This window comes from Zunongwangia sp. L-65, assembly GCF_056859415.1.
The window spans coordinates 94,928-114,072 of record NZ_JBSXOK010000078.1; the positions used below are offsets into that span (position 1 = coordinate 94,928).

At 37.2% G+C, this 19,145-nt stretch carries 14 protein-coding genes; 7 read left to right on the forward strand and 7 right to left on the reverse strand.

The genetic code is table 11. The features are described 5' to 3' along the window. Positions 1-17 precede the first annotated feature (17 nt). The 3 genes from AC13DP_RS18990 to AC13DP_RS19000 all read left to right on the forward strand — a co-directional run bounded on the left by AC13DP_RS18990 (position 18) and on the right by AC13DP_RS19000 (position 3,794). Entirely contained in the window at positions 18-1,166 is a 1,149-nt protein-coding gene (locus AC13DP_RS18990) for an alpha/beta hydrolase (RefSeq protein WP_272959453.1), read from the forward strand. A gap of 14 nt (positions 1,167-1,180) precedes the next feature. After that, on the forward strand, positions 1,181-2,545 hold the full coding sequence (gene radA, locus AC13DP_RS18995) for a DNA repair protein RadA (protein ID WP_041579342.1): 1,365 nt from the start codon (positions 1,181-1,183) through the stop codon (positions 2,543-2,545). 124 nt (positions 2,546-2,669) lie between these two features. Further along, positions 2,670-3,794, forward strand: a complete 1,125-nt coding sequence (locus tag AC13DP_RS19000) for a peptidoglycan DD-metalloendopeptidase family protein (protein WP_347407815.1) — start codon at positions 2,670-2,672, stop codon at positions 3,792-3,794. Positions 3,795-4,049: 255 nt separating this feature from the next. Here the strand turns inward: AC13DP_RS19000 and AC13DP_RS19005 are convergent, their stop codons facing one another. The 7 genes from AC13DP_RS19005 to AC13DP_RS19035 form a co-directional block, all read right to left on the reverse strand. After that, a complete protein-coding gene (locus tag AC13DP_RS19005) occupies positions 4,050-4,460 on the reverse strand; it encodes a type II toxin-antitoxin system VapC family toxin (RefSeq protein WP_347407814.1) in 411 nt (136 codons plus the stop codon). Beyond that, the gene (locus AC13DP_RS19010; protein ID WP_041580175.1) at positions 4,457-4,702 is read right to left on the reverse strand and encodes a DUF6364 family protein; all 246 of its coding nucleotides are present in this window, start codon (positions 4,700-4,702) and stop codon (positions 4,457-4,459) included. Before AC13DP_RS19010 ends, AC13DP_RS19005 begins: the two co-directional genes overlap by 4 nt. A gap of 286 nt (positions 4,703-4,988) precedes the next feature. Beyond that, positions 4,989-6,026: an NADP(H)-dependent aldo-keto reductase gene (locus tag AC13DP_RS19015; protein ID WP_347407813.1), complete on the reverse strand. Its 1,038-nt coding sequence runs from the start codon at positions 6,024-6,026 to the stop codon at positions 4,989-4,991. 142 nt (positions 6,027-6,168) lie between these two features. Further along, a complete protein-coding gene (locus AC13DP_RS19020; RefSeq protein WP_347407812.1) occupies positions 6,169-7,119 on the reverse strand; it encodes an OmpA/MotB family protein in 951 nt (316 codons plus the stop codon). 15 nt (positions 7,120-7,134) lie between these two features. Then, positions 7,135-7,896, reverse strand: a complete 762-nt coding sequence (locus AC13DP_RS19025; RefSeq protein ID WP_272959449.1) for an exodeoxyribonuclease III — start codon at positions 7,894-7,896, stop codon at positions 7,135-7,137. A 441-nt stretch (positions 7,897-8,337) separates the two neighbouring features. Further along, on the reverse strand, positions 8,338-11,301 hold the full coding sequence (locus tag AC13DP_RS19030) for a GEVED domain-containing protein (RefSeq protein WP_272959448.1): 2,964 nt from the start codon (positions 11,299-11,301) through the stop codon (positions 8,338-8,340). 577 nt (positions 11,302-11,878) lie between these two features. After that, positions 11,879-12,568, reverse strand: a complete 690-nt coding sequence (locus AC13DP_RS19035) for a zinc metallopeptidase (protein ID WP_272959447.1) — start codon at positions 12,566-12,568, stop codon at positions 11,879-11,881. Positions 12,569-12,753: 185 nt separating this feature from the next. Between AC13DP_RS19035 and pyrH the strand changes: the two genes are divergently transcribed. The 4 genes from pyrH to AC13DP_RS19055 all read left to right on the forward strand — a co-directional run bounded on the left by pyrH (position 12,754) and on the right by AC13DP_RS19055 (position 19,137). Then, complete coding sequence (pyrH, locus tag AC13DP_RS19040) at positions 12,754-13,461, forward strand: UMP kinase (RefSeq protein ID WP_013073893.1); 708 nt, start codon at positions 12,754-12,756, stop codon at positions 13,459-13,461. A 30-nt stretch (positions 13,462-13,491) separates the two neighbouring features. Beyond that, positions 13,492-14,046: a ribosome recycling factor gene (gene frr / locus AC13DP_RS19045; RefSeq protein WP_013073894.1), complete on the forward strand. Its 555-nt coding sequence runs from the start codon at positions 13,492-13,494 to the stop codon at positions 14,044-14,046. A 118-nt stretch (positions 14,047-14,164) separates the two neighbouring features. Further along, the gene (locus AC13DP_RS19050) at positions 14,165-16,624 is read left to right on the forward strand and encodes a DUF5686 family protein (protein ID WP_483068287.1); all 2,460 of its coding nucleotides are present in this window, start codon (positions 14,165-14,167) and stop codon (positions 16,622-16,624) included. A 77-nt stretch (positions 16,625-16,701) separates the two neighbouring features. Then, positions 16,702-19,137, forward strand: coding sequence for an efflux RND transporter permease subunit (locus tag AC13DP_RS19055; RefSeq protein ID WP_483068288.1), 2,436 nt, complete (start codon positions 16,702-16,704; stop codon positions 19,135-19,137). The last annotated feature ends 8 nt before the right edge of the window (positions 19,138-19,145 follow it).

The window sequence follows — 19,145 nt, forward strand, 5'->3', positions numbered from 1 at the left end:
TCGCTAAATAAACACCTATGATTAAAAAACTACTTTTAGCGGTAGTCATTATCTATCCGTGGATAATTTCTGCCCAAACCACCTATGAGACGATCTCTTCTGAAAAGCTTGGTAGCAGCCGGGAAATTAAAATTCAGCTACCCAGAAATTACGAAGAAAACAAAGAAAAATTTTATCCCGTAATGCTAGTATTAGATGGTGATTACCTGTTTGAACCGGTTGCCGGGATGATCGATTATTACTCCTACTGGGAAGATGCTCCTGAGATGATTGTAATTGGTGTAAACCAGGGTCGTAGCCGTGAAGCCGACTCATATTATGATGAAGACCGTTATCTACCCAGCGAAAATGGTGCTACTTTTTTTGAATTCTTGGGAATGGAATTAATGCAGAACATCGCAAACAAATATCGCGTGGCCCCTTTTCATGTAATCGTTGGCCATGATCTTACGGCTAACTTCATGAACTTTTATCTTTTAAAAGACAAACCGATTTTTGACGCCTACATCAATCTAAGTCCGGATTATGCTCCTAAAATGAATGTAAGATTAGGGGAGGTTTTTGAAAAAACCGATAAAAAAATATGGTATTACCTGGCCACGGGATCAGATGATATTCCGCAACTTCAGGAATCAATAAAAGCTTTTGACAGTCAGCTTCAAGAGGTCAATAATACACTTCTAAACTATAATTTTGATAACTTTGAAGGAGCTACCCATTACTCCCTGGTAGGAAAAGCAATTCCTTCAGCAATTGATAATATTTTTGAGATTTACAGGCCAATTTCACAAAAAGAATATCAAACAACATTACTTCAAACCAGTATAAGCCTTTCAGAATATTTACAAGATAAATACAATACGATCAACGAACTTTTTGGTCTTCAGAAACAAATTAGGCTCAATGATTTTTTGGCGATTAATCAGGCAATTGAAAAAACCAAACGTTGGGATGATTTTAAAGATCTAAGTAAAATGGCTGCAGAACATTATCCAAACACTATGCTGGCCACTTATTTTGAAGCCAGATGGGAAGAAGAAACCGGCAACCCGCAACGTGCCATGAAAACCTATCAAAAAGCCTATAGTCAAAAACCCATCTCTTTCTTAACAACAGATTATATGTTGGAAAGAGCCAATGAAATTAAAAAAGCCAACGGGTATTAATTATCTTTGCGGCTATGGCGAAGGTAAAAACAGCATATTATTGCCAAAATTGTGGCGCGCAGTATTCTAAATGGCAGGGACGTTGTAATTCTTGTGGAGACTGGAATACAATAGTTGAAGAGATTGTAGAGAAACCCGTTAAAAAAGACTGGACATCTTCCGCAAAAACCGAAGCGAAAAGAGCCGCTAAACCTTTGCGTTTAAATGAAATTGAAACTGCACCGCAATATCGCTGGAAAACAGGAAATAACGAATTAGATCGTGTTTTAGGAGGCGGACTTGTACCCGGCTCCTTAACACTTCTTGGCGGAGAACCAGGAATTGGAAAAAGCACACTATTACTTCAAATTTCATTAAGCTTTCCGTATAAGGTACTGTACGTTTCTGGAGAAGAAAGTCAGCAGCAAATCAAAATGAGAGCAGAGCGTATTGATCCAAATTCCACCAATTGCTATATTCTCACCGAAACCAAAACGCAAAATATATTTAGGCAAATCGAAGAGGTTTCTCCTGAAGTAGTAATCATCGATTCGATACAAACATTGCATAGTGATTATATTGAAAGTGCTCCGGGAAGCATTTCCCAGATTCGTGAAACCACCTCTGAACTAATAAAATTTGCCAAAGAAAGTAATGTCCCTGTTATTTTGATTGGTCACATCACTAAAGAAGGGAGTATCGCAGGGCCAAAAGTTTTAGAGCACATGGTGGATACCGTACTCCAGTTTGAAGGGGATCGCAATCACGTTTACCGAATTTTGCGTTCCCACAAAAACCGATTTGGAAGCACCCATGAACTTGGAATTTATGAAATGCAAGGCAGCGGTTTGCGAGAAGTGAATAATCCTTCAGAAATATTAATCAGCAAAAATGACGAAGACCTAAGCGGCACCGCTATTGCCAGTACTTTAGAAGGGATGCGCCCACTAATGATCGAAATCCAGGCTTTGGTAAGCACCGCCGTATATGGAACTCCGCAACGATCTACTACGGGTTATAATGCCAAGCGATTAAATATGCTTTTAGCTGTTTTAGAGAAACGAGCGGGTTTTAAATTGGGTGCAAAAGATGTGTTCCTTAATATCACTGGCGGAATTAGTGTAGATGACCCTGCGATCGATCTTGCCGTTGTTGCCGCCATTCTGTCCTCCAACGAAGATATTTCGATAGAAAAGGACAGTTGCTTTGCCGCTGAAGTGGGTCTTGCCGGAGAAATTAGACCGGTAACCCGTGTAGACCAGCGAATTTTAGAAGCCGAAAAACTAGGGTTTGCCAGAATCATGATTTCCAAACAAAGTAAACTGCCAAAAGCTTCGTATAACATCCAGGTGATTAAAGTTTCCAAAATCGAAGATGTGGTGAGTCAGCTTTTTGCATAATTATGGCATAATTGCTGCTTTTAAAGATAGACAATACGTAGCGAGTAATGCTGAAATTCTTAAACAGTAACACCCCAACTTTTTCTTAATCTCGAATATCGAGGAAAAAAATGAGAATTTGAATTTGAAGAAGAGCATATATTACCTCATTATAGCATTAATTTGCACCTCCTGTTCCCGTTTAAACAAAGCGACCGATTTTATTACAAATCCCAGTGCTAAAGAAATTTATAAACGGGATTACAATATATCAGATCAATTATTCTCGCTGTGGGAAGAGCAAATTAAAATTGGTTTACAGGATAGTTTAAAAATTGAATTGCCTTATGCCGAAAGTGGGAAGTTTATGCCCCGATCTTTTCCCGTATATGCCTACGAAATGAATTTAAATCCCGGAGAGGTTTTTAATTTAGAAATTTTTACCGATTCTGTAAATGATCTTGTTTTTATCGATTTTTACCGGATGACATTAGATAGCATTCAAAGTTTCAATAAAATTGAAAGTGCTGAAATTGACCAGAAAATATTTCAATATGAAATTAAGGAATCTGGACTTTATAAAATAGTAATTCAGCCTGCGATAGAGACGCAATCTGACTTTGTACTGAAATTCAATAAAAAACCGGCCTATTTTTTCCCGGTAGCCGATGGAAAAAACAGTGACATTCAGAGTTATTGGGGAGCTAAACGAGATGGCGGAGCCCGAAGTCATGAGGGAATAGATATTTTTGCTGACCGGGGGACTCCTGTACTTGCAGCCACCAACGGCCGTATTGGTTTTACCGGAGAAAAAGGCCTGGGTGGAAAACAGGTATGGTTACGAGATACAAAAAGAGGACAGTCTTTATATTACGCGCATTTGGATAGTATTGCAAAAACCTCTGGAAGTGTAAAAAAAGGAGACACTTTGGGTTTTGTTGGCAATACGGGAAATGCCAAAACCACCCCTCCGCACCTGCATTTTGGTATTTATAAGCGTGGCGCGATAAATCCGCTCTATTTTGTGTACCAGCATGAAAACTTCACACCAGAAATCACAACATTCGATAAAAATTCGACCAGTTTACTTACCAAAAGTAGTGTCGCAAACCTTCGCAATCAGCCTAACACTTCAACCTCCCAAATTTTAGGACAGGCAAAAAATAAAGATACGCTTCAGCTTTTAGGGAAAACCGGTGATTGGTTTCATGTCCGACCTAAAAACAAAAGCGCATCTTTTGTTCATGAGAGTTTAGTGGCTCCGCTTTAATTTAGCTTGCAGCTCTTAGCTATTAGCATATAAATTGTTTATAAACTAAAAATCCATCATTTCGAGAGAGGCCCGATTCGAGATGTTTCGTCTTGACTCTTGTTTCCTGAAGCGAAGCGTCTTTTTACTTTTTAATCGCTGAATATTTAAAATCCATACAGTTATTAAAATCATCTCCATATACCTCACATTTCCAAACTATTACATCGAAAAACTAGGATTAAAAACATCTTTGTTAGCTACTGGCAAAAATTACTAAGACGCCAAATATTCTTTAGCAGTCAATAATGGTAATTTCGAGTTTTTAAAATCTTTTCTATTTCTTGTTATTATTATTTCAATATCATTTTCAATTGCTGAATAATATTGCAATCCATCTTCAAAATCAGGAAAACTCTCGTCACTTAATGCTAATTCAATAATTTTATCATCCAAACTTAAAACTTCAACAAGTACTTTAAACTTTCTGAGAATTTCTCTGGCTTCCTTTGGTGATTTTAACTTGGTTAGAATGTAATTTGTATTTGCAAAAGTTAATGAAGAAATGCTTAGTTTTATTTCTTGTTTATCTGCCTGAGTAAATAGTTTTGCAGCTTCATTGTAAAATCCTTCTCTTTTTGAAAGTAAATCGATCACGATATTAGTATCTATTAATATTCTTTTCATTTATATTTTTCGATCAAATATTCTGTATAATCATCTTTTGGTTCGTAGTTCTCATCAACCGAGATGACACCGCTTAAACTTTTCACAAGTGGAGAAATTTCCAATTCTTTCTTTTCTTCTTTAGTTAAAGATCCAAGATAAGATTCTATTAATTTTGATAAACTAATATTATTGGCTTTTGCATATGTTTTTGCATTTTCTATAATGCCTTCACTGAGGCTTAATGTCAATTTTTTATCCATCATAAATTGATTTACGTATAAATATATTTAATTATTACGTAAAATTTTAAAAAGATCTTGATTTTTTCCTTGTACTAACGGCAATATGTCTTAAAACCTATTGTGACATGATTCACACATAGGACTAAAGTCTCCTTCCAGACCATTCCACTAAATAACTAGGATTAAAAATTCAGTATTCAAGCATTATTTGAGGTTCAGGATTTTTTAGACCATTCAATTTAAAAAGTTCCCTCTTTCTGGAGTTAAACCTTGAACTTTCAACTTTTCACTTTCAACTTTTATCTTAAGGTGCCGGATTTGGGTATTTTTCATGTACTTTTTCGATATCCTCCAACACTTCCCCTGAAAGCTCAAGCTCGATACTTCCGATATTTTCCTTAAGTTGCTCCATTTTTGTAGCCCCAATAATATTACTGGTTACAAAAGGCTGCTGATTCACAAAAGCCAATGCCATTTGGGTCATCGAAAGTTCATGTTTCACCGCAACTTCTTTATAGGCTTTGGTCGCCGCTACAGCTACTTCACCTGAATATCTTTTATACTGCGGAAATAAACTTAACCGTGTATTTTCTACAATTCCGTTAAGGTGTTTTCCAGAGAGCGTACCCATACCTAGTGGTGAATAAGGCAATAATCCAGCATTTTGACGATGAAGCACTTCGGTAAGGCCAATTTCGTCTTTTCGGTTTAATAAGCTATAGGGATTCTGAACCGTGATCATTTTCGGTAAATCATGAAGTCGGCTTTCCTCTAAAAACCTACTTAGTCCATAAGCAGTTTCATTGGATAACCCAATATGACGAATTTTACCTGCTTTCACCAGTTCCTGAAGATTCTCCAGAACTTCTTTAAAATTATCTTGCCATTTTTCATCTTCTTCATGTTTATAACCACGTTTCCCAAAGAAATTAGTATTACGCTCTGGCCAATGTAGTTGATATAAATCCAGATAATCGGTGTTTAAACGCTTTAAACTTTTATTCAAAGCATCGTTCAATGCTTCTTTACTAAAGCCCATATTTTCTCTAATATGAGAAACCATATCAGCAGGTCCGGCAACTTTAGAAGCCAAAACAATATCTTCTCGTCTCCCGGTTTTCTTTAGCCAGCTACCAATTATTTTTTCAGTACTTCCCTGCGTTTCTGGTTTTGCAGGTACCGAGTACATTTCAGCAGTATCTAGAAAATTTACCCCTTGATCCAGTGCGTAATCGATTTGCTCGTGTCCTTCAGCTTCAGTATTTTGTTCTCCCCAGGTCATCGTACCCAGGCAGATCTTACTTACTTTTATATCGGTATTTGGTAATGTAGTGTATTTCATTTAAAAATATTTTAGAAAAAATAATCGCCGAAAATGACGAATTTCAAACAAAGATTAAAAAAGAAATGTCCTTCTGAAAACTTCAAAAGGACATTTCAATATTATTAACTTTCTGCAGAAAATTAATTTTGATAAAGAAACATTAGTCTACTTCATTTAAAAGCTTCGTTACCTCATCTAATTTTGGCGTTAAGATTACCTCAATTCTTCGGTTCTTCGCTTTTCCTTCTGCAGTATCATTAGTTGCAACAGGAGCATATTCACCACGACCGGCAGCGGTTAAGTTTTGTGGATCGATATTACTGTTTTCTCTTAAAATCTGTACGATAGCTGTGGCTCTTTTTGTAGAAAGATCCCAGTTATCTTTTAACGGACCGTTACCACCATAAGGCACATTATCCGTATGGCCTTCTATTAATACGCTAATATCCGGATTTTGGGCCAAGACACTTCCTAATTGATTTACCGCCTGGCGACCATCAGCGTTCACCGCCCAGCTACCAGAATTAAAAAGTAACTTATTTTCCATAGAAACATATACTTTCCCATCGCGTTGTTCTACAGTAAGTCCTTTTCCTTCAAAATCGGTTAAAGCTTTTGAAATTGCATCTTTTAAAGCGTTCATTTTAGCATCTTTGGCCGCAATTAAGCCTTCCAGTTCGTCGATGCGTTGCGAACGTGCTGCTAAATCTCTCTGTAACTTTTCTAACCTGGCCTGCTCGGCTGCCAGCGTTTTCTCTTTCTCTTCAAGCTGTGCCAGTAACTCACGATTTTGGCGGGAATTTTCTGCAATTGCTGCTGAAGAATTTTTCTCTAAAGCGTCATAAGAACTTTTCAGATTCTCGTAATTAGATTGCAGACTGGCCAGATCATTTTTAAGTTTATCCCTTTCTGCAGTTAAGCTTTCGTGTTCGGCTTTTAATTCCGCAAGCTCTTCATCAACACCTTTTAGTCGATCTAACTCGCTTTTTAATTCGCGGTTATCCCGTTTTAGATCGGCATGACGACTTTCCAGATCTTTATACACTTTTGAAGAAACACAGGAAGTAAGCATTAAAACACTTCCTGAAATGGCCAATAGGGTTCTTTTCATTGTTAATTTATTTAATTATTCAAGCTCTACTAATATAGGACAATGATCGCTATGATAGGCTTCTGGTAATATAACGGCACGTTTTAATTTTTCTTGTAAAGGTGCTGCAACTAAATTATAATCTATTCTCCAACCTTTGTTATTGGCTCTTGCATTGGCTCTATAACTCCACCAAGAATATTGATCGGGTTCATCATTAAAATACCTAAAACTGTCTATAAAACCACTTTTCATGAAATTATCAATCCATTCTCGCTCTACAGGTAAAAAACCAGACACATTTTTAAGTCGAACAGGATCATGAATATCTATTGCTTCGTGACAGATATTATAATCCCCACAAATAACCAGATTTGGAATTTGCTGTTTCAAACTATCAATATACTGCTGAAAATCATCCATATACTGAAGCTTATGCTCCAAACGATTAATATTTGTTCCTGAAGGCAAATATAAACTCATTACAGAAAAATCAACAAAATCGGCTCTTATGTTTCGGCCTTCATCATCCATATAATCGATACCTGTACCGTATTCTACATGATTAGGTTCGGTTTTACTTAAAATCGCTACTCCGCTATATCCTTTTTTCTTCGCGGGATACCAATATTGATAAGGGTAACCAGCATCGGTAAATTCCTCTAAATTTAATTGATCTGGCTGGGCTTTTATCTCCTGCAAGCATACCACATCTGGATTCGCCTGCTGTATCCAATCTAAAAAACCTTTTCTTATTGCCGCCCGTATTCCGTTTACGTTATAGGAAATTATTCTCATTTTTATTGATTTTGGGCAAAAATAAGGCCTTTAATTAGTTTTTCAGAATATCATAAACTATCATTTTACCAGAAGCTTGTTGCATTTCGATACCATAAGTTGTCTTTAATTCTGAATCTATCCCCACCGGGTAGGTTAAGGCTACTTTTTCAGAGAATTCTTCAACTGTTTCTTTATCATCAAATACGATAGCAATAACTCTTATAATAAGGATATTTAGCCTTTATTTGATTGAAATCCGGCGTCGCTATCACACAAGGAGCACAATGCGCAAACCAGATATCTACTATGGTTACAATTGGTTTTGAAGTATACTCAAAGTAATCTTCGGTATAGATCCACTCTTACGGGTTTAATCACTGGAGCTTTATCACCAACTTTCAAATCTTAGCTAAAAGTAAATACTAGTAAAAAGAACCATTTTTAAACATAAGCATCTATTTATTTTACGATAAACCGCTTCACTTTCCCTACTTTTCGAGTTCCAATACGTACCAGATAAACACCACGCGCAGCGTAAGACATATCTAAATCGTAAACATAACCGTCACCAGTGTTTTCAACTTTATTTTCCAGCATTTTCTGCCCGAGTACATTATGCACTGTAATACGTAACGGCTCGGCAAAACTGGTTTCCAAAACAACGCGATAATGCCCCTTATATTCATCTAATACCATCAGTTCGGCATCGTTTAGGATAAAATCTTTGATATCTAAATTACTGTCTATAATATTTACTGAATAATCGTGAGTGGTCCCATACGTCATCACATCACAAGGACTATTTAAATCCCCTTCATATCGGGTATCACCTGCTCTAATCCTTAACAAATGTTGGCCCAAAGGTGCATTATCAGGAAGGTTAAAATCGAAAGCAAAAGAGGTATTTGGCTGAGTTAAGGCTTTTGAAGTAATTAATCGCTCATCATCATCAAACTCGCCATTATCATCCAAATCTATCCACATAGAAAATTTTTCTTCATCAGCTTCTGCCTGAAAATAAGTTTCTACGGTTACTGTAAAAGTCTGCTGAGAACGGTCTAAATTGGTTGAAGAACTTACAAAATCGCCATATCCATTATTACAGGGAATTCTTTCATTCAAAATATCGCCCAACTGAAAATAAGAAATCCCATCACCAAAATCACAGTCTGATCCCTCTGGGATACAATTAAGATTGGCTATGGAAGCTTCCTCTACATCATTAGAAGGATCAAAATCCTCCTGCAGACTGGTTCCCGAACTTAATCTATAACGTCCATCTACAGAAAGATTAGCGGTTTGCTGAAAATTATAAACTATGTTCGTTCCCACTTCAATAGTTCCCGGAAACTTTTCTTCTACCCGATTATTATTCCCTATTTGATACCAAACGGGAATATTGCTTTGCGGTTCACCCCCAAAATTTTCGATGGTTACGGATACCTCTTCATTTCTTCCAAGATTCTCTGAAGTTATTGGTGCATTAATAGAGGTCACCCCAACATCGCGAGGAGGCAGGTTTCTAATCACCCTGGTAATTGTATCGTTAGCCGGGTTTTGATCTCCATCCAAATTGGTTCGTACTGCAATTTCATAAGATCGTCCTATTTCGGAGAGATCGGCAGTTCTCGAAAAAGTAAAGTCTACAGAAGAAGCACCTTCAATACTCTCGGAATAAATTTCTGTAATGGTCTGACCGTTTAAATAATAACTTACAGGAATATCAGATTGAGTTCGTGCTCCAAAGTTTCTTATTTTTACCGTAATCTGCTCATTTGCACCCAGCGTTGCATCAACTGGAGATACAATTTCTGTAATCCCAACATCGCTTAATAAATCTGAAGCTACTCTAAAAACGCCTATATGGTTAAACCTGTCTTCCCCTTTAAAATATTCTGCATTATGCCAAAAAGTAATTCCATCTGCAGGGTCTACCGTTAAATGGGCATAATCCCCATACCTGGAACTGGGATTAGGACTTCGGCCTTCAACAAAACTCTGTTCTTCCAGCGTCATTATTCCCCGCTCATCATTGGCATATCTACCGGTATACCTTATGGAAGGATAAACAGGATTGGCAGGACTATCATCTAAAACGGTAAAACCTAAACCTATATTTCCCTGGTCATCAATACCAATACTCCCACTAAACCGATCACTTTTATCGGGCGCATAAGTTCCTTCCTGATAAACGCTCCATTTACCGCCATCACTATTTTGGCGCAACTCATACCATCTAATCCCTGCATGCTCTGCCAAAGTGGGATCTACATCCACAACAAAATTCATAACTACCGAGTTATGATCTGGAAATCTTCGGTATTGGGTCATATACATCATGGTGGCCTGTAGCGCATCAATCTCCGGCCCATTTCCGGGTTGTGATAAGTTACTAAAAGCACCGCCGTCAAAAGTAGCAGTAAACGGTGACACTCCGCTCGCTAAACCTAATTCCTGCGATTCCTCTATGGTAGAGTTCTCTAAATTTTCCCAGTCTACATTTACCAGCCATATTTTTAAATGATCTTCTGGCACTCCGGCCCAGGCATCATCCTGAAGATAAATTATTGGGGCATTTCCTTTAGGCGGCATGGTGTTTCCCATCGCATTAAAACCAGCGGGACTATAAAAACCATTGGTTTCTATTCCAGGTAACGGAAAAGATACAAACTGAGCGGTTGCCCCCATTAACATTTGGTCACGCTCCATCACATAAATCACCTGACTCTCATCTGCAGTATTCGAATTCTTATTAGTAGTAATATAATACCCATCACTCCACACCGAAATTTTTGGATAATCTGGCAAAACACCATTGGTTGAAAAACGATACGTATACCAGCCATCGTTTACAGGATCAGGCCCGCGCGAAACAGCGATTAAGAAACTCTCTGGAGTATCGCTAAACTGACTGATTAAATAGCGATCTGCAAATTGATCGTAAACCACAATGGGATCACCCAAAGTTTCATTTTCAAACTCGCCACCAATACTCGCCAATGAAGCAGGAGGCATTAATAAATTCCCCTCTTTATCATAAATCGAAAAAGCAGAATTCCAGGCATTTAGATAATGATTTAAACCGGCTACTCCAGTAGGATCTGAAGGTGTAGAACGTGTCCTTACCGCATCAAAATTTAGAATTGGCGCTTTGGATGGAATGCTTCCTTTTTTGCTTTGTAAGGCCGCATCAACTCCTTTTGGATATCCCTTCCCGGGTACAACTTTATTAATCCCACGATTTCTGGGGTTATAAATTTTATGTTCATCTTTAGGAGGTATCAATCTACTTTCTGAAATAGCTGCAGAAAAAAGCGCTTGAGCCGAATCTCGAAAAACGGGCTTAGCAATATTTCCTTGGGCATAAAAGTTTAGTTTGAAAAACAAAAATAGCAGTAGTAAAAAAAACAGTTTATTGTTCATCAGAGCATTTTAGATCGTCGCATATAATTCAAAATTAACGAATAATGAAGTATATCACCTAAAATAATTCAGCAATTACAGGTGAGTGGTAAAATCAAGCTCCTCGAGGAAGACTTATGAAGTAAGAATTGGAAGAACTCTTTATAATTTTCCGGAATTTTAATAATCAGGGTAGGTTACTATAACCTTTTTAACGAAAGAGATTGTCTTAAAAATAGCCAAAAACGACATTTCGAACCTTCCTCGCCAGGAGACGGGTAGAGCGAAGCGGAACGGAGAAATCTTAATTTTAAAAATAAAATATAAAAGATCTCTCCACTCCAATCGAGGATAACGCCCTTTTCAATCAATATTCAAAATTTAAGATTTAGATCTTGATTTTTGAATGGTCGTACGTGTAAACCATAAACTAATTAAGACAGAGCTGAAATTTCTATTTTGATTGGGATTTCTCCATTCCACTGACCTTCAGTCGAAATGATCTTGAATTAATTTTCCAATTTGGAAAATTAAAATAATAAGGACTTACTTTCTAACTTTCTAACTTTCTAACTTTAAAATACTCCTTGAAATTAATCTAATCCCGAGATCCCATAAATATTCCAACAAAATATAATAGGGTTGCTAAAGATCCCAAAGCTGCTACCACATAAGTTCTGGCTGCCCATTTAAGAGAATCCTGAGCGGCATCATGCTCCTGCCTTGTAAGCATGTTTTCGGTTTCTAACCAGGCCAAAGCACGGTTACTTGCATCGTATTCTACTGGCAGTGTTATAAAACTAAACAAGGTCCCTAGTCCAAAAAGCACAATCCCGATAAAAAAAATGGTAGGACCTAAAGTACTGGTATAAAGCAATACTAGACCGGCAAGTATTACCCATTGTGACAAATTAGAAGCGACACTTACTACAGGTACCAGTGCACTTCGCATTTTTAACCAACTGTAAGATTTTGCATGTTGTACGGCATGCCCACATTCGTGTGCAGCCACTGCAGCCGCTGCAGCATTTCTTTGCGAGTACACCCCTTCACTTAGATTTACTGTTTTTTTACTCGGGTTGTAGTGATCTGAAAGCATCCCTGGAGTAGAGATTACTTTTACATCATAAATACCGTTATCACGTAACATTTTCTCGGCAATTTCTTTCCCACTCATTCCATTTTGCAGGTGCATTTTGGAATAATTCTTAAACTTGCTTTTAAGCTTATTGCTTACATACAGGCTCACGATAAACATGATTCCTGCTATCAAATAATATCCAATCATTTCTTATTTCTTTTTCAACTTTTATTATTTTAAAAATAACAAAAATCCAGCCATTTTAAATACAGACGACACTTTGGCAAGCATTTTAAATACTAAAATATTCTTAAGATTTAGAATTTTAATTGATAAGATTTTTCAAATTAAGATATTAGCTATATTTGCAGCACTCATCTTTAAAACTAGCCATGCAATACAAAAGAGTTCTTTTAAAATTATCTGGAGAAGCACTAATGGGAAACCGCCAATATGGTATCGATCCCGAAAGACTGGCAGAGTATGCCGAGGAAGTTAAATCTGTAACCAACCAGGGAGTAGAAGTAGCGATTGTAATTGGTGGAGGTAACATTTTTAGAGGAGTTGCCGGTGCTAGTCGCGGGATGGATCGTGTACAGGGTGACCACATGGGAATGCTAGCTACGGTAATTAACGGCCTGGCACTACAAAGCGCGCTTGAAGACGCCGGTATCCAAACCAGATTACAATCTGCAATTAAGATTAACGAAGTAGCCGAACCTTTTATACGAAGAAAAGCCATTAGGCACTTAGAAAAAGGGCGTGTTGTGATTTTTGGAGGAGGCACAGGAAATCCCTATTTTACAACAGATTCTGCCGCTGTGCTAAGAGCGATTGAAATAAAAGCCGACGTAATTTTAAAAGGGACACGGGTAGACGGAATTTACACCGCAGATCCCGAAAAAGATAAAAAAGCAACAAAATTTGATTTTATATCGTTTGACGACGTGATTAGAAAAGGGCTTAAGGTAATGGATACCACTGCATTTACCCTTAGCCAGGAAAACGAATTGCCAATTATTGTTTTTGACATGAATACTCCTGGGAATTTAATGAAGGTAGTGACCGGGGAGAACGTAGGAACAAAAGTAAATTTATAAAACCAGAAGATACAGTTTAAATAACACACCATGGAAGAGGAAATTGAATTAATCATAGATTCTGCTGAAGAAGGGATGCAAAACGCAATCTCTCATCTTAATAAACAATTGCTAAATATTAGAGCGGGTAAGGCCAGCCCAAGTATGCTAGGAAGTGTAATGGTAGAATACTACGGTTCTTTAACCCCTTTAAATCAGGTTGCCAATGTAAACGCACCAGATGCCAGAACAATTTCTGTTCAGCCTTTCGAAAAAGGGAGTATTCCCAATATCGAAAAAGGAATTTTACAGGCTAACCTTGGCTTTAACCCAATGAATAATGGTGAAAGCGTAATTATTAGCGTACCACCCTTAACAGAAGAACGTCGTAAACAATTGGTAAAACAAGCTAAATCTGAAGCTGAAGATGCCAAAGTAGGGGTGAGAAACGACCGTAAAACTGCTAATAACGAATTAAAGAAAATTGAGGTTTCTGAAGATCTTCAAAAAAATGCAGAAGCAGATATCCAGGAGCTTACTGATAAATATATCGCCAAAATAGACCGCATTTTAGAAGCTAAAGAAAAAGAAATTATGACCATATAACTATGAAATTAATTTCTTTATATATAGTCAAATTGGGCTTACTTTTTACTGTTTGTGAGCAAGCCTAATTTGGCTTTTTTTGTGCATCATTGTTACAAACCATCACCAGGAATAATATATGCGATTAGTTTTCACCTTTGTTTTTATTATTACCGGTTTTCTTGCCAATGCACAACAAATCCCGGGAAAAGTAATCAATGCCATTACGGGAGAGGCTTTAGCCTATGCTAAAATAAGCCTGCCGCAGGATACGCCCATTTTATCCAAAATAGACGGTAGCTTTCAGCTTAACCTTAATGGAAAGGAATCCTTAAAAATTTCGGTATCCTATCTGGGTTTTTATACCCGCGAGTTTACTATTTCAGAAAAAAATAAAAGCGTACTACTTCAACTTTATCCCGATTACGAAAAATTAAACACGGTTTACATTTCTTCCCCCAGAAATCCGGCAAATAAACTCATTGAAAAAGCTATTGAAAACAGGAAGATAAACGACCCTAAAAAGGCCTTAGAGGGCTTTACACATCAGTCTTATTCTAAGTTTCTTATTGATAATGATAAAAATCCTATCCAACTTGCTACCGACAGCACAAACAGCGAAATCGCAACAATCGTAAATACTGCTCGGGCTTATCTTTCAGAAAAAATCACCCTACATCACTTCAATCAAAAACAAGGTAACAAAGAAGAGGTTTTGGGTTTAAAAACTGCCGGCTTTAAAGAACCTGTTTATGAGGTATTAACCATGGATATTTATCCTACCTCATTTTATGAAGATGAATACTCCATTTTTAAAACGGAATACGCCGGCCCCCTGGCAAAAAATGCCCTCAAAAATTATGAATATCGCATTTTAGATACTTTAAACACAACGCGTCCTTCATACCTGGTGTACTTTAAACCTAAGCGCGAAAAAGTGGTACCTGGCCTGGAAGGAGTAATTTATCTTGATACGGTTAACTACGGTATTCAGAAAACCGAAGCACGGATAATTGGCGAAATCGATCTGGAAATTCATGAAGATTATGAGTTTAATCCTTCAGAAGAAGTTTGGCTTCTCCAAAAAAGAGATATCAAAATCAGACCAGGAAGCGGAGGAAAAGATATTTCGGTTTTTGGTGGAAATATTTCTTTAGGAACCATTCAGCGTAGACTATCCATTTCCAGTATCTTCGATAATGATCCTATCGATACGAACCTATACCTGGATGCCACTACGGTAAACTATAATTACCAACTCAACCTTAGCCCTCAAATAAAAGAAACTTCAGCAAAAATAGTAGTGGAGCCAAAAGCTAATGATCGTGAGCCATCTTTTTGGAGTGATAACCGCAAAGAACCCTATACCGCAAAAGACCAGGCTACTGCTATTTATGTAGATAGTATTATTAAAACCCGCAATATTGAACGAAAGATTCAAGTTAAAAAAGCCATGGCAAATGGCTATTATCCTTTAGCTTTTTGGGACTTGGAGCTAAGTAAGCTTTTTAAGTATAATAATTTTGAAGGTATTAGATTGGGTATCGGAGGAAAAACCAACGATCATATTTCGAACAAATTTAATATTGGCGGTTATTTCGTTTATGGTTTTGGAGACCAGAAAGCAAAATATAATATTAACACCAGCATTTATTTAAACAAATCAACAAACACCAACCTAAAATTAGGTTATACCAGGGATATCAAAGAAGTAGGAAGTTTTGATTATTTAAAAGCACCGCCAAAATTTTACTTGATAGAGCCCAGATTTGTTAATATTAATTTCTTCTATAATTATAAACAATATTATGCCGGTTTGGAGCATCGCATAATCCCACAATTATCTTCGGAAATACGTTTTAGCCAAACCAAAGTTTTTGACGTTAGGGACTATGTTTTTTTATACAACGGTAAACTCTATCCGGAATATACGGTAAGCACTGCGGGTATTTCATTTAGCTGGGAGCCATTTAACAATTATCTAAAAACTCCGGAAAGTGATATTTTAATTGAGCGGAATTATCCTAGAATAACAGCGCAAATTGATAAAGGCTTTGCCGATGTGGCCGAGGGTGATTTTAATTTTTTAAGAACCGGACTAAAATTAGAATATACGATTCGCAGATTAAATCTTTCCAGAACAGAATTTATTTTAGAAGGAAATTATGCTACCGGAACCTTACCATTAACGCACACTTTCCATGCTTATCCAAACTCATCAAGACAGGAAGCAGTTTTAAAACGATTTTCGATTGCAGGGAAAACCAGCTTCGAAACCATGTACTATAACGAATTTTATAGTGACCGTCTTGCTATGTTGCATATGAGACATCAATTAAGGCCTATAAAATTTTCCAGTTTCTTCCAACCTGAAATTGTATTGATAAGCCGCCATGCTATAGGGGATATAGGTCATAAAGACCGCCACCAGAACATCGATTTTAAAAGTCTGGACCAGGGCTACTCTGAAGTTGGACTGGAAATTAACAAAATAATCTCTGGCTTTGGGCTTTCTACCGCCTATCGTTATGGCGGATATCACCTACCTGGCTTTAGCCAAAATTTTGCACTTAAATTCACCTTAAACATTAAGTTTTAAATTAGCCGAGTTTAATCCTCAAAAACCTGATTTTTAGGTTGTCTTTTGTTACCTTTGCGCGCGCTTAAAAATTACGCATGTCTAAGATTTTTACCTTCGGCTTTTGGAATTCTGTTGCCCGCCTTATTTTACGTAACAGAATTATCATTATTTTACTCATTTTGGCCACTACCATATTTTTTGCTTCACAGTGGAAAAATATGAGATTTTCTTTTACCGAAGCCAACTTACTCCCAGACGATCATGAGGTAAATCAGGAATATAATGCCTTTTTAGAAAAATTTGGTGAAGAAGGGAACCTGATCGTGATGGGAATAAAAGATTCTTCCCTTTTTACTGAAAAAAATTACCAGGCCTGGAAGGCATTAAATGATAGTCTGCAAAAATTCCCAGAGGTAGATTATGCCATTTCCATAGGAAATTTAAAAAAGCTTGAAAAATTTGAAGATCCCAAGCGCTTCCAAATGGTTCCTTTTATTACTGAAGCCAATCCTGATAGTCTTGAGCTGGCGAATTACGAAAACGAACTCTTTACCAAACTCCCGTTCTACGAAAACCTGGTATACAGTGCGCATTCTAATACCATTCAGTCTGCTTTATACCTCAATAAAGCAATTGTAAATTCTAAAGCCAGAAAAGATTTTGTGATCGATAACCTTGATCCTATGATCAAAAACTTCGAGTCGCAAACCGGTATCGATGTGCGTGTTTCAGGGATGCCTTACATTCGGACACTGAATTCTCAAAATATAATTGATGAAATCGGACTCTTTATCGTTGCTGCTTTAGGAGTTACTTCTCTTATTTTTTTCTTCTTTTTCAGATCAGTAAGAGCAACGGTAATTTCTATGGTTACCGTATGTATTGGCGTAATGTGGGCATTTGGAACTATTGGTTTACTACATTATGAAATTACGGTTTTAACGGCGCTTATCCCTCCGTTAATCATTGTAATTGGTATTCCTAACTGTATTTTCCTAATCAACAAATATCAGCAGGAAATACAAAAACACGGAAATCAGGCAAAATCCCTGCAACGTGTTATTGCTAAAGTTGGTAATGCCACCCTGATGACGAATATTACCACAGCTTCAGGATTCGCAACCTTTATTTTAACTGAAAGCAAGCTATTGAAAGAGTTTGGTATTGTTGCTTCCATTAATATTGTAGCCATCTTTATTCTTTCGCTGCTGATTATCCCGGTGATTTATAGCTATATGAAAATTCCAAAGTCTAAACACTTAAAGCACCTTAACAGGCAGTGGATAGGCAGCTTTGTTGGATGGATGGAGAAAATGGTTCGGAATCATCGAATAGCAGTATATTTTACCGCAGTCGGCCTTTTAGCTATTAGCATTATCGGAATTTACAATATTCGGATTTCAGGAAGTCTTCTGGAAGATATGCCACAACAAGCCGACTTCTTTAAAGATGTAAAATTCTTTGAAGAGGAATTTGACGGAATTATGCCTTTAGAAATCGTAGTAGATACCAAAAGACCCCGTGGTGTATTAAAGTCTTCTACTTTAAAAAAAATAGAGCAACTTGAGGATCTAATTGCGGAAGAGCCTGAACTTTCACAACCCTTATCCATCACCCGACTGGTAAAATACAGCAAACAAGCTTATTATAACGGCAACCCCAAATATTATCAGTTACCCTCTTCACAAGAGCAAAATTTCATTTTACCGTATACCAAAAACATGAAGGGTAATGATAATCTGGTAAACACGTATATCGATTCTACCGGCCGATTTGCCAGGATTACCACTTTTATGAAGGATATAGGTACCGACAAAATGGAAAAAATAGAAGATAAGCTGTGGCCCAACATCCATAAAATTTTCCCTGAAGATCGCTATGAGGTGAGTATGACGGGTAAAGCCCTGGTTTTCCAGAAAGGAACAACCTATTTGGTACACAATCTTGTGCTCTCACTATCCTTAGCCATTGTGCTTATTGCTTTATTGATGGCCTGGATGTTTAGATCCTTCAGAATGATCTTGATTTCCTTAGTACCTAACCTTTTACCATTGCTAATTACGGCAGGAATGATGGGATTCTTAGGCGTACCTATCAAACCTTCTACTATTTTGGTATTCAGTATTGCCTTTGGAATATCTGTTGATGACACCATTCACTTTTTAGCAAAATATCGGCAGGAACTTAAAGCAAACGACTGGAAAATTAAACGCTCGGTTTATGCGGCACTCCGGGAAACTGGTGTAAGTATGTTTTATACATCGATCGTTTTATTCTTTGGATTCTCTGTCTTTATGATTAGTAGTTTTGGAGGTACCGTAGCCCTGGGCGGTCTTGTTTCGGCCACCTTACTTTTTGCTATGCTTTCTAACTTACTGTTATTACCATCCTTACTGCTTTCGCTGGAAAGAAGCATCGCAAACAAAGAAACTCTAAAAGAACCGTCAATGCGAATTATTGCCACGCCAGAAGATGAAGAAGAAATTTCTAAAGACGACGAAGAATACAAAAACCAGAAAAACAAAAACTAAAGCTTAGT

Coding starts and splice junctions, on each gene's coding strand:
- frr (WP_013073894.1), top strand. CDS start 13,492: ATGGAAGAGGAAATTGAATTAATCATAGATTCTGCTGAAGAAGGGATG.
- AC13DP_RS19015 (WP_347407813.1), bottom strand. CDS start 6,026: ATGAAATACACTACATTACCAAATACCGATATAAAAGTAAGTAAGATC.
- pyrH (WP_013073893.1), top strand. CDS start 12,754: ATGCAATACAAAAGAGTTCTTTTAAAATTATCTGGAGAAGCACTAATG.
- AC13DP_RS19035 (WP_272959447.1), bottom strand. CDS start 12,568: ATGATTGGATATTATTTGATAGCAGGAATCATGTTTATCGTGAGCCTG.
- AC13DP_RS19010 (WP_041580175.1), bottom strand. CDS start 4,702: ATGGATAAAAAATTGACATTAAGCCTCAGTGAAGGCATTATAGAAAAT.
- AC13DP_RS19030 (WP_272959448.1), bottom strand. CDS start 11,301: ATGAACAATAAACTGTTTTTTTTACTACTGCTATTTTTGTTTTTCAAA.
- AC13DP_RS18990 (WP_272959453.1), top strand. CDS start 18: ATGATTAAAAAACTACTTTTAGCGGTAGTCATTATCTATCCGTGGATA.
- AC13DP_RS19055 (WP_483068288.1), top strand. CDS start 16,702: ATGTCTAAGATTTTTACCTTCGGCTTTTGGAATTCTGTTGCCCGCCTT.
- radA (WP_041579342.1), top strand. CDS start 1,181: ATGGCGAAGGTAAAAACAGCATATTATTGCCAAAATTGTGGCGCGCAG.
- AC13DP_RS19025 (WP_272959449.1), bottom strand. CDS start 7,896: ATGAGAATAATTTCCTATAACGTAAACGGAATACGGGCGGCAATAAGA.
- AC13DP_RS19020 (WP_347407812.1), bottom strand. CDS start 7,119: ATGAAAAGAACCCTATTGGCCATTTCAGGAAGTGTTTTAATGCTTACT.
- AC13DP_RS19050 (WP_483068287.1), top strand. CDS start 14,165: ATGCGATTAGTTTTCACCTTTGTTTTTATTATTACCGGTTTTCTTGCC.
- AC13DP_RS19005 (WP_347407814.1), bottom strand. CDS start 4,460: ATGAAAAGAATATTAATAGATACTAATATCGTGATCGATTTACTTTCA.